The sequence below is a fragment of the Psychrobacter okhotskensis genome (assembly GCF_965638355.1).
GTDB classification, from domain to species: Bacteria; Pseudomonadota; Gammaproteobacteria; order Pseudomonadales; family Moraxellaceae; genus Psychrobacter; species Psychrobacter okhotskensis.
On sequence record NZ_OZ281822.1, the window covers coordinates 2473338 to 2485274 of the forward strand.

Annotated in this window: 8 protein-coding genes; 4 read left to right on the forward strand and 4 right to left on the reverse strand. The window is 42.4% G+C overall.

The features are described from left to right. Window positions 1-48: 48 nt before the first annotated feature. The gene (locus ACSUPM_RS10235; RefSeq protein WP_025651368.1) at window positions 49-1152 is read right to left on the reverse strand and encodes an AI-2E family transporter; all 1104 of its coding nucleotides are present in this window, start codon (window positions 1150-1152) and stop codon (window positions 49-51) included. A 359-nt stretch (window positions 1153-1511) separates the two neighbouring features. Between ACSUPM_RS10235 and purM the strand changes: the two genes are divergently transcribed. Together purM and purN are read left to right on the forward strand one after the other, a co-directional pair. Then, window positions 1512-2573: a phosphoribosylformylglycinamidine cyclo-ligase gene (purM, locus tag ACSUPM_RS10240; protein ID WP_025651367.1), complete on the forward strand. Its 1062-nt coding sequence runs from the start codon at window positions 1512-1514 to the stop codon at window positions 2571-2573. Continuing rightward, window positions 2573-3262, forward strand: a complete 690-nt coding sequence (gene purN / locus ACSUPM_RS10245; protein ID WP_201583356.1) for a phosphoribosylglycinamide formyltransferase — start codon at window positions 2573-2575, stop codon at window positions 3260-3262. Before purM ends, purN begins: the two co-directional genes overlap by 1 nt. 141 nt (window positions 3263-3403) lie before the next feature. Here purN and ACSUPM_RS10250 read toward each other — a convergent pair whose 3' ends face one another. Next, a complete protein-coding gene (locus tag ACSUPM_RS10250; RefSeq protein ID WP_436879908.1) occupies window positions 3404-4783 on the reverse strand; it encodes an NAD-dependent succinate-semialdehyde dehydrogenase in 1380 nt (459 codons plus the stop codon). 533 nt (window positions 4784-5316) lie between these two features. Then, a complete protein-coding gene (locus ACSUPM_RS10255) occupies window positions 5317-6306 on the reverse strand; it encodes a LysR family transcriptional regulator (RefSeq protein WP_025651364.1) in 990 nt (329 codons plus the stop codon). Window positions 6307-7087: 781 nt separating this feature from the next. Here ACSUPM_RS10255 and ACSUPM_RS10260 point away from each other — a divergent pair. Further along, window positions 7088-8674, forward strand: coding sequence for an isocitrate lyase (locus ACSUPM_RS10260; RefSeq protein WP_436879909.1), 1587 nt, complete (start codon window positions 7088-7090; stop codon window positions 8672-8674). A gap of 219 nt (window positions 8675-8893) precedes the next feature. Here ACSUPM_RS10260 and ACSUPM_RS10265 read toward each other — a convergent pair whose 3' ends face one another. Next, entirely contained in the window at window positions 8894-9982 is a 1089-nt protein-coding gene (locus ACSUPM_RS10265) for a DUF4349 domain-containing protein (protein WP_350588173.1), read from the reverse strand. Between the two features lie 319 nt (window positions 9983-10301). On the opposite strand from ACSUPM_RS10265, the gene ACSUPM_RS10270 reads away from it, so the two are divergent. Then, window positions 10302-11921, forward strand: a complete 1620-nt coding sequence (locus ACSUPM_RS10270; RefSeq protein ID WP_201565770.1) for a CYTH and CHAD domain-containing protein — start codon at window positions 10302-10304, stop codon at window positions 11919-11921. Window positions 11922-11937 lie beyond the last annotated feature (16 nt).

Sequence of the window (11937 nt, forward strand, 5' to 3'; positions counted from 1 at the left end):
ACCCTTATTATCTAGCTATTTTATCAATTTTCAATGACGTTACACCTATTATTTTTTAAATAACACCAACTGTTTACGACCTTTATAAAAGTCCGTGGAGAGATAATAAGCATATAAGTGGCGGAACAATACGTTGAGGACGGCGGACACTGGTAGCGCGATAAGCATACCGACAAAACCCAATAGACTTGCGCCTGCTAGTACCGAAAATATAACCCATAAAGGTGACAATCCGATCTTATCGCCCAACAATAAAGGCTGTAGGATGTAGCCTTCTGCCGCTTGACCGATTAAAAATGCGCCAACGATTAAGGATAAATACGTCCAATCTAAGCCAAACTGGAACAAACACGCAATAATAGCAGCGATGAAGCCAATACCGAAGCCCAGATAAGGCACGAAGCTAGCAATACCCGCAACCATGCCGATAATAAGACCCAGCTCAAGGCCAATGAGCTGAAGTTGTACGGCATAAATGGCACCCAACAACACCATCACCAACAGCTGACCTTTGATAAACGCCATCAATGCCTGATCACACTCTTGGGCAATACCAATAACTTTTTCGCAGTACGGCCCTGGAATCGCTGTCTTCCACATCTGTATGCGTTTGTCCCAATTGAACAAAAAGTAAAAAGTCAAAATCGGTACTAAGACAATCAATCCTGCATTATTGATAAAGCTCATGCTTGAAGCAAGCACCTGACTCATCATCGAGCTGGCATCAGAGAACTTATAATGTGTTTGCAGATATTCAACCAAGGTTTCAGAGAATCCTTTGGTTTCTAGTATGGGCAAGCGGATATTGGCATTCGCAACAAACCATCCGCGAACTACCTGATTATACCAATTCAAAACCTTGGGCAGATATTCCCAAGCCGCTTGTAGCTGATGCAGCAATGTCGGTATCAGCCACCAGAGCAGCAATACCATCCCCAAGGTAATGGTAGCATAAACAATAATAATAGCTATCCAGCGCTTGATATACTTTGAGAGACGTTTGACCAATGGATTGAACAAATAAGCGAGTACAAAAGCAAAGATGAACGGCAAAATGACCGGCATCATTAAATAAAGCAAAACAACAGCAATGATGAGCACGGCGACGATAAATAAGCGCCGGAAAAAAGGGTCTATCGATTGTTTGGTCATTAAGGGCCATCCTAAAAGTAAGCTAATCGCGATAACTTATCGTTGAGATTGCAGTTTTATTGCTACAAACTCACTGTATCGTTATCGGTACGTCTACAAATTCTAAGTGCTTTGATTCTAAGTGTTTTATTATCGCAGAGTCGACAAAAAAAGCAGTCATTTTTTGTTTCTTAACTTTTTATTTATCGCTTATTTCTAATCTTGGCCGAATATTGGCAAGTTGCTTTGCGAGTGAGGTCTATTATTAGGTATAATGCGCCCACTAACTTCAAACTTTGTAACATTGACTGCTATTATTAATGTCAATAAATAATTTATCGGTTAATTCCAATTATATAGCCCCCAACTGTGAGATGACTATGAGTGACAAGCCTTCGTTAAGCTACAAAGATGCCGGCGTTGATATCGATGCAGGCGATGCATTGGTGCAACGAATCAAGTCCGTAGCAAAAGCCACGACGCGTCCTGAAGTCGTGGGTGGACTGGGTGGTTTTGGCGCGTTATGCCGTATTCCGACAGGTTACACCTCGCCGCTATTGGTTTCTGGTACAGATGGTGTCGGTACTAAGCTCAAACTCGCGCTACAGCTCAATCGTCATGAGACGATCGGCATCGACTTGGTAGCGATGTGTGTCAACGACCTATTGGTATGCGGTGCTGAGCCTTTGTTCTTTTTAGATTACTATGCAACGGGTAAGCTCGATGTGGATGTGGCTGCTACTGTTGTCAGCGGGATTGGTGATGGTTGTAAGTTGGCCAATTGCGCGCTTATAGGTGGCGAAACTGCTGAGATGCCAGGCATGTATCAAAACGATGATTACGACTTGGCAGGGTTTTGTGTCGGCGTGGTTGAAGAAGCGGAAGTCATCACTGGCGAAAATGTCGCAGAGGGCGATGTTTTAATTGCCCTTGCCTCAAGTGGCGCGCATTCTAACGGCTACTCATTAGTGCGTAAAGTCATCGAAGTCAGCGGGATTGATGTCACTAGCAGTGATGAGCAATTAGATGGTCAATCTATCCAAGACGCGCTAATGGCACCGACGCGTATCTACGTAAAAGCCATTAAAGCCTTGCAAGATACTCTTGGTAGCTCAGCTTTACATGCCATGTCACATATCACCGGTGGCGGCTTAACGGACAACTTACCACGCGTACTGCCTGAAACTCTAGCCGCTAGCATCGATACCAATAGCTGGCAGTTCTCAGAGCTGTTCACTTGGTTGCAAACCCAGGGTAATATCGAGCAAAGTGAGATGTACCGTACCTTTAACTGCGGCGTCGGCTTTGTCATTGTCGTACCAAAAGATAAAGCAGATGCTGCTATTCAAACCTTGAACGATGCTGGCGAAAAAGCGTGGCAACTAGGCGAAATGATCAAGCGCAGCACTGATGATCAGGCGGATGCCGTGGTGTACCGTTAATGTCAGACAGTCCTATCAAAACTAGCAACAATAAACCATTACGCATTGCCGTTTTAGTATCAGGTAGTGGTAGCAATCTACAAGTATTAATAGATGCCATGCAAGCAGGTACACTACCAATTGAGATCGTCGGCGTCATTAGTAATCGTGAAGACGCCTACGCTATCAAGCGTGCCGAGCAAGCTAACATACCTGTCGCCGTGCTATCACATACTGATAGTGGCAAACGCATGGCTATCAAAACTTTTGAGACTCATGCCAGCGCCCAACTAACGGCATGGCAACCTGACCTAATCGTGTTGGCTGGCTTTATGCGGGTACTTAGCGCAGGTTTCATCGACAATATACCTCCACCGATGATTAATCTGCACCCTTCCCTGCTACCTGTTTATAAAGGCCTTGATACCCATCAACGTGCCATACAAGCAGGCGAACGTCATCATGGTTGCAGCATCCATGTCGTCACCGCTGAGCTCGATGCGGGCGCTGTTTTGACCCAAGCTTTTTTAGAGATTAACCAAAAAGATACTGCCGATAGCCTACAAGCGCGCGTCCAAAAGCTTGAACATCAACTGCTACCTTGGACAATTTTATTATTAGCTAAAGGTGTCATCAACCTGAACAGTCAGGACAAAGGGACTTTTTCTATATTGCCCACATTACCTTTAAAGCTGTATTTAGACAGTTAAAGCAGTAACAAGTAGTAAAGAAAATTAGTAATCATTTAAAACTATCAATCATAAAAAAGCCCAGTCACTCAATTAATGAATGACTGGGCTTTTCAGTATCTAATATTTAAAGCGTTTTAGCTTCAAAATCTGTACGTGCTCTTAGCTGTTATGCACGTGGACACCTTTGATGTTTACAAACTCTTTAATACCAAAACCACCATGCTCGCGACCATGACCTGAGTTTTTCACGCCACCAAAAGGTAGTGCTGGATTTGCGAGGCCATAACCATTGATATAAACCATACCGGTATCAAACTCTTCATTAGCTAAACGAATCGCTTTGTCTTCATCTTTAGAGAAGATAGCGCCACCTAAACCATAGCGGCTGTCATTAGCGATACGTAAGGCATCATCTTGATCTTTGGCGCGGATTAGCGATGCTACTGGACCAAATAGCTCATCGTCATAAGCTGGCTGACCTTTTTCGACATTTTCCAAAATAGTCGCTGGGTAGAAGCTGCCCTTACCTTCTGGTAATTTACCACCGACAGATATAGTAGCGCCCTTACTTACACTCTCTTCTACTTGTTCATGCAACTTTTCTTGCAAGTCTTTACGCGCTAGTGGTCCAAGATCTGAGCTGTCATCCATTGGATCGCCGGCTTTTTTACTTGCAAACTCTTCAACGATACGCTCACGGAACTCGTCATACAGGCTATCAACAACGATAAAGCGCTTTGCAGCCACACAAGTTTCGCCATTATTTATCAGACGCGCTAGCGTACAAGTTTGTACTGCAAGCTCAAGATCAGCATCTTCTAAAACGATAAATGCGTCATTTGAACCCAGCTCTAGAACTGCTTTTTTGATTGCTTTGGCTGCTTGCTGACCGACGATACTACCTGCACCATCACTACCAGTGAGCGTCACACCGCGTACTTTATCATTACCAATTAATTTCTCTGACTGATCATGATCAATTAAAATGGTACGGAACAAGTCGTTCGGTAAGTCAGACTCATGGAATATTTTTTCAATTAATAAGCCAGAACCAGTCACGTTTGCTGCGTGCTTGAGCAGAATGCTGTTACCTGCCATCAAATTGGCTATGGTATAGCGGAACACTTGATACGCTGGAAAATTCCAAGGCTGCATACCATAAATGACACCAATGGGCTGATAAGTGACAATACCTTTTTTGAGACCTTCGATGTCACGTTCATCGTCAGCAAGCGCGGCCACACCTTTTTCTGCAGTGTAATCACAAATGGCTTTACACAGATCAACTTCTTGTAGACTCTGACTATAAAGTTTACCACGCTCCTCAGTCATAAGACGAGACAGCTCTTCTTTATACTTCATCAGGGTTTCGCCAATAGAGTTAATAACCTTCGCGCGCTCTTCATGACTGGTTTTACGCCATTCTAGAAACGCTTGATGTGAGGCTTCAACGATGTTGTTGACCTCATCATTACTCATATAGTCGTAATCTTTAATATCTTCGCCTGTTGTTGGGTTTACAGTAGTAATATCTGCCATGATTGTTGCCCTTATTTATTTGTTGTTCTTAGTTAATGCTAGTTAGCTAATGCTAATTTAGAGTTGCACTTAATCAAAACTTTAAAAAGCTTCGATCGTGTCGCCTGTCTTAACAATGGATACTCTAGTTGTCTTTTTTCTTAATGTAGAGCTATCATAACAAATCATTTGCTTTGAAGTTTTACAAGATATAAAGAAGTGTGCGTAAGATGTTAAGAGTGTGACTCATTCGTTGTTAAATACATATTTGGCAGATTATTAGCATATTTATCAAAACTATTTAGGGCGTGTTGAACATTCGATCATGGCACTGACAGAGACTATTTGTGAATGTTCAACACGCCCTAATATATAACTGCTTATAGTCAAAATATCCCAAAAACGTGACGGTATTGCTGATATTGATATAACTTTTCACTGACTATATATTTATGAAATCTTTGATAATAAATCAAGCAAATAAAAAACCAGCACATGATATATGGGCTGGTTTTATCGATTGTTTAAGCGATACTTATGTTATTCACATTTTGTTAGAACAAATGATTGATAATAGGGATATCTTGAGGAGGATTCTCTTCCTCGTCAACGATTTGACGCGCTACATGCATAATGAGCTGGCGCAACCAACGATGGGCTGGGTGATGCTGCAATAAAGGCGACCACGCCATCGTTAGCTCAAATTCAGGAATAAAAAATGGTGGCTCTTCCATTTTTATACTGTCGTTATTGGCCTGCATTTTTGCCACCCGCGTCGGCAATGTCGCAATCAAATCTTTATTGGCGGCGAGCATCGCCGGCATCTGATAGTGACGCGTAAAGACGCTGATTTGGCGTTTTTGACCCAAACGTTGCAGTGCTTGATCAATTGAGCCTAGGCCGCCAGATTTTTCTGGATTGACCCCAAATCCCACGCCCATGCCTGTCTTGGACACCCAAACATGCTGGGCTTTTAGATAGTTTTTTAGATTGAAACGGTTGGCATAGGGGCTTTCTGACGACAGCAAGCAACTAAACGTATCGCGCCATACGAGTACTTGATGGAAGCTTTGCGGTATTTCATTAAAGCGGTTGATCGCCAAGTCCACCCGTCCCTGCTCCATATCGCGATAGGAGACATCGGATGGCGTCAAGAAATCCAAAATGACGTTGGGCGCTTCGGAACGTAGCGCTTTTACTAGCTTGGGTACTAAGGTCGCCTCGGCATAATCTGAAGTCATAATGCGAAAGACGCGTGAGGTACTATAAGGGCGAAACTCGGTACGTGGCTCTAACACTTGCGTGAGGTCAGCCAATATCTCGCGAATACGTGGCTGCAACTCAAGGGCGCGCTCAGTTGGGGTCATGCCCTCTGATGAGCGTACTAATAGTGGGTCATTAAACAGCTTACGTAAGCGCCTTAGAATATTACTCATCGCCGGTTGGGTAATGCCAAGCTGTTCAGCTGCACGTGTCACATTTTTTTCTCGCAACAACACATCTAAATGTACCAATAAATTCAAATCAACCCGCTGCAAATTCATATGTATTTCTCTTTGCCTTAGAATAAATACCACTATAAATATTGGTATTTTTAGTGCTGTCATAAATATTTATCGTCTATAACTGCATAATATTACTATTTTTTTGTCTAGGGGTTCCTATAATCAGCTAATTATAACGCAAACTAGCCATCATAAGACATTGTTTTTTATATATTATAACCAAATAAAATACCCAAGATAACTATCATAAATTAGATAAATCTTGGTAAGGCAGTTATAGTGAGTGACACAGACAAGCCGTCACGCAAACAATAAACCGTAGGCTGAGACGCTGATTATAAGCTTACCGACCAACATAATATTTTAATGGTCCGTATCGATAGCAAAACCTAATCAACTGCCTAGCAATCGATTTAAATAAATTTTTTGCCAGTGATATTTTTTAGCTGATTGCCTCAATGATTATTGTAACACCTCTCATCGCCAATTATAAAACCACAGCGCTATAATTGTTTAGGTAGCACACAAAACATACTGAATGAGCGTCACGCTATCACTATGTATTAGACAATTTGTTAACTGCTGAGTTCAGCAAATCTCTTGTGTTTATAGATAGGTTTGTTTAGGGTAAGTAGGGCTGGGTTCAATATACATTTATTTTTAGCTGATATAACCATTCATTCCTTTTCGTTATGTCTATATTTATTAGATGTCGAGAACCTTAATAAAAATCTTATTTTGTATCTCTCAATAACAGACAGTCGTGATCAATTTATCACTTAATTTTTCTCGTTTTTACACCCCACCAAGGAGACTATAGATGTCAACTGTTTATAAATCAGCGATCGATTTAGTACGTGAATTAAAGCAAAAGCACGGTAACTGGCAAAATATCAGCGAAACCGATGCAGCACGTATGATGGCACAAAACCGCTTCAAAACAGGTTTGGATATTGCAAAGTATACTGCAAAAATCATGCGTCAAGATATGAAAGAGTATGACAATGATACTTCTCAGTACACGCAGTCTTTAGGTGCTTGGCATGGTTTTGTTGCCCAGCAAACCATGTATGCTAAGAAAAAATACTTTGGTACCACGTCAAAAACTTACATCTACCTATCAGGTTGGATGGTTGCAGCCCTTCGCTCTGAGTTTGGTCCTCTTCCTGACCAATCTATGCACGAAAAAACCTCTGTACCTAAGCTAATTGCAGAGATCTACACCTTCTTGCGCCAAGCCGATGCTAAAGTACTAAACGATTATTTCCGTGAGCTAAACGCTGCAGAAGAAGCCGGTCAAGACACCTCAGCTATCCTAGAAAAAATCGAAAACTTTGATTCGCATGTTGTGCCAATCATTGCTGACATCGATGCAGGTTTCGGTAACGAAGAAGCGACTTACTTGCTAACCAAGCAAATGATCGAAGCGGGTGCTTGTGCTATTCAGGTTGAAAACCAAGTATCTGATGCTAAGCAATGTGGTCACCAAGCGGGTAAAGTAACTGTACCGCATGAAGACTTCATCTCTAAACTAAATGCGATTCGTTATGCATTCTTAGAGCTTGGTGTTGAAGACGGCATCATCGTTGCTCGTACTGACTCTGAAGGCGCATCACTAACGCAAAAAATCCCAGTATCAAATGAGCCAGGCGATTTAGCTTCTAAATACATCGACTTCATCGAAATGGAAGAAGTGACGCTAGAGAACGCCAACGAAAACGACAGCTTGCTTAAGCACAACGGCAAATTAGTTCGTCCAGTACGTCTAGCCAATGGTCTATATCAGTTCCGTGAAGATACGAACATCGATCGCGTTGTCCTTGACTGTGTTACTGCTCTAGAAAATGGTGCTGACCTATTATGGATCGAAACACCGACTCCAGACGTAGAACACATCAAAATGATGGTTGATCGTATCAAAGAAGAGCAGCCTAAAGCGAAGCTTGTATACAACAACAGCCCATCATTCAACTGGACGCTTAACTTCCGTAAACAAGTAATCGCTCAGTGGGAAGAAGAAGGCAAAGACATCTCTAAGTACAATAAAGATGACTTGATGAGCGCTGATTATGACGGTACTGAGCTTGATGAAGCAGCTGATATCGCTGCTAAAAACTTCCAACGTGATGCATCACGTGAAGCGGGTGTATTCCATCACTTAATCACGCTACCGACTTACCACACCACGGCACTTAGCGTGCATGAGCTTGCTAAAGGCTATTTCGGTGAAGACGGTATGCTTGCTTATGCAGCTGGCGTACAACGTAAAGAAATCCGTGAAGGCATCGCTTGTGTTAAGCACCAAGCAATGGCCGGTTCTGACCTTGGCGATGACCACAAAGAGATCTTCTCTGGTGACAATGCCCTTAAAGCTGGCGGCGGCAAGAACACGATGAACCAGTTCTAATCACCGACACTTTATAAATACTTTTTATAAGTAAAGGTTACAAGAAAAGCCGCCCTACACTATGTAGGGCGGCTTTTTTATGAGCAGATTTAGGACGTGTCCTCAATCTGAACAAAGTACCTAAAAGTGAGGACACGCCCTACTCAATTATAAAAATGCCATCACAAACTGATTGCATTGAAAAATATTTAAAAATTAGCGTCCAATAGACAAAATGCTTCAGTCATTAGAATGGCGGTCATCAATATGACTATTGCCCTTGGTTTTTATCTCAGACCTACGTTTTGCGTTGAGCTTGGCGTGGTTCATACGCCTAGTACTTCTACGAAATTTGCGATACAGCATTTTTATGAGTCTATAGACCCCATAAAATACTGCTAGCAGTACGACAAGCCACCACAGTCTAATCAAAGTAATAGCGACTTCTCTTAACATCTCCCAACCTTGTTTGAATGCCTGACTCACTTGTGCGCTAAAGCTTGGGCGTTCAGCCTCTATCAGCAGATCTATATTCTGCGTCGTTTCTTTATAACTGATATCTGGTTGTGTAAAGGTTAGGTTGATCGTACTGTATTTCACTCTATCCGTAATATTCATTTGCTCTAACTGCGCATATTCCTGCTGTTGCCGCGCAGCATAGGTGGCGGTGATCGTATCGACATTACTGGTTTGATCTTTGTCATTTTTGCTATTAAGCCGCTCTTGACTGAGATCCTTTGCCATATCACTATTGAGCTTACTTGCCAGTTGCTCGCGATATATATCCAAAGTGACATCTTGAGCCGAGAATTCCTGTTCATTCAAAAAAGCCACTTGCTGCTGCACTTGTTTTAGGAACTTGTTCACGTTTTGTCTAGGGATACGTACGGTCATCTCAGCTTGTCGATAATAAGTCGTCAAAACAACATTTTTATCCCCTTGCACAAAACCACGACTATCACGCTCCCGATTGCTAATATGACTTGATGCCACATAACCGCTTTGCTGATAGGTCAGATTCTCAATAGCGCTACTGCTCTCAACCACATCCTCTACTTTGAAGTCAGCTGCCGCCGTAATCAGTAATGTCTTCCCTGCTATTTTGATATCAGCCGCTTGGCTATTAAGGGTCTGCTCACTATCATTGGATAGGTTTTCTACTTGTAACTTAGGCGAGTCTTTATTATTGGTATCTGATATATCAGCACCCTGATCTGTTATCTCTTCAACCGCTTGTTCCGTCGTCACATATTCAGTCTCAGCGCTACTCTGTTCTGATTCATACTCCTCATTTTGTGGACTGCAGCCACTAGCGACAATAGTAGTCAAGGCTATAACGCTACATACTTTAAGCCAGTTAGCAGTTTTGTAGATAGAATCACTGTAATCCGATGCTGACGTGTTTGGTTTAAAGGTTTGCCTGACAGAAAAAGCCCTTGTCTTCTTTAATCTCGTTTTCATCGCTGCAACTCCATTTTTATCTTACTTTTGTTTAATTCCTTGCCCTGATTATAATGATTATTTGCCAAAAGTATATTGTTAGCGATAAAACGCACGCAAACAGTCAAAATTTCACTTGTGATTATGAGATAGCTTTCATACGATGTTATTAAGTTGATTATAATTATCAAACAACTAGGAATATACGATGCAAGAAATAGAGCTGAAATTTTTGGTACCGGAGGCACGGTTAAAAAGTCTAATGCGTCAAGCTCAAGTCAAATCGTCACAAGTACTGCAACTGGCCGCACATTATTTTGATACCCCTGATCAGCAACTGGCGCAAGCGGGTATTGGTCTGCGTATTCGTAAAGAAGGCGATGCTTGGGTACAGACCATCAAAGCAGGTGGTGATGGTATTGCGGCGCGCTTAGAGCACAATGCCGTATTGAATAATGAGCAGGTACAAGCAATGCTCGACAAGCATGAGCTCATGCCAGATTTAACGATTTATCAGGGCACGCCAATTGCACCAGCATTGGCGGTATTTAACCTCAAAAAACTGGCTCAGCAGCTTAATCGTCAGTATGTCACTGATGTACGGCGTACCACGCGCTTGCTGGTAGAAGAGGATAGTGAGCAAGGCGACAATATGATCGAGATGGCGTACGATTATGGCGAAATCATTCATGGTAATGATGATAATCATCGAGAGGCCATTCAAGAGATCGAATTTGAGCTAATCTCAGGAGATTTAGATTTTTTATTTATCACCGCAAAAAGCTGGTGTCAGCGTTATAAACTCTGCTTGTCTACCGTGACGAAAGCGGAGCGCGGTGGTCTACTTATCCAAGGACAGCCCCATAGCCCAGCAGTTAGCGCTAATCTTAGTCAGCTAATGGTTAAAAAAGACGGCAGCATGCCCGCCTTTGTCCGTGCGGCAGTCCATAACTGTCTGCTACAAATACTGCCAAACAGCAGTGCTATCGTCGCTGGCAGCACAGATGATGCGCATGTTCTACAATTGCGTATCGGTATTCATCGCCTGCTTACTACGCTGAAAGCCTTTGCAAGCTTCTCTGATGAGATCAACCCGGATTGGCCGCTGATACTGAAACAAACCGCCAACTTATTGGCTGATTATCAAGAGGTTGCTTATCTTGCCAGCCATATCGAGCCGAAATTACAAGAGCATGGCGCGCCTGTGGTTGATTGGTCTACAGATATGAATACGGTCAAGATTAACCCTATCGATGCAGTACGAGCCAATGACTTTCAGCTGACTTTGCTCGAGCTAATAGCTTTTACCATGAGTGACCCAAACCTTGAGCCCAAAGCTGATAAGCTTGCCCGTGATAAAATAGTAAAAGTACTTAGCAAACAGCATAAAAAAATGCTCAAAGCTATACAAAATCTTGATGATATCAATAATGCTGAACCAGATAGCTCTGACTTAGAAGGCTCTGATTTAGAAAGCCATGATTTAAAAAGCTATGATTCATATAGCAACGATAAGCAACAAGCCCAGCATAAATTACGCCATCAGCTAAAAAACTCACGTTATATCAGTGAATTTGCCACGCCGTTATTGCGTAAAAAGGGGGCTAAAAAGAAAAATAAACGCGGGTTAAAACGTCTGATCAAAGCGCAAAAAGCACTGGGGCGATACCTAGATCATAATCAATACCAACAGCGTTATCAGCAAAAATCCACAGTGGATACCAATGCTTTGTATGGCGCCGGTTGGTTTGCTGCTAGGCTAAGTGATGACTATAATCGCCATCATAAACGCTTGGCTAACGTTAAAGATAACGATATATTTTGGTAGTCACCATTAGGTAGAC

Coding starts and splice junctions, on each gene's coding strand:
- ACSUPM_RS10235 (WP_025651368.1), bottom strand. CDS start 1,152: ATGACCAAACAATCGATAGACCCTTTTTTCCGGCGCTTATTTATCGTC.
- purM (WP_025651367.1), top strand. CDS start 1,512: ATGAGTGACAAGCCTTCGTTAAGCTACAAAGATGCCGGCGTTGATATC.
- purN (WP_201583356.1), top strand. CDS start 2,573: ATGTCAGACAGTCCTATCAAAACTAGCAACAATAAACCATTACGCATT.
- ACSUPM_RS10250 (WP_436879908.1), bottom strand. CDS start 4,783: ATGGCAGATATTACTACTGTAAACCCAACAACAGGCGAAGATATTAAA.
- ACSUPM_RS10255 (WP_025651364.1), bottom strand. CDS start 6,306: ATGAATTTGCAGCGGGTTGATTTGAATTTATTGGTACATTTAGATGTG.
- ACSUPM_RS10260 (WP_436879909.1), top strand. CDS start 7,088: ATGTCAACTGTTTATAAATCAGCGATCGATTTAGTACGTGAATTAAAG.
- ACSUPM_RS10270 (WP_201565770.1), top strand. CDS start 10,302: ATGCAAGAAATAGAGCTGAAATTTTTGGTACCGGAGGCACGGTTAAAA.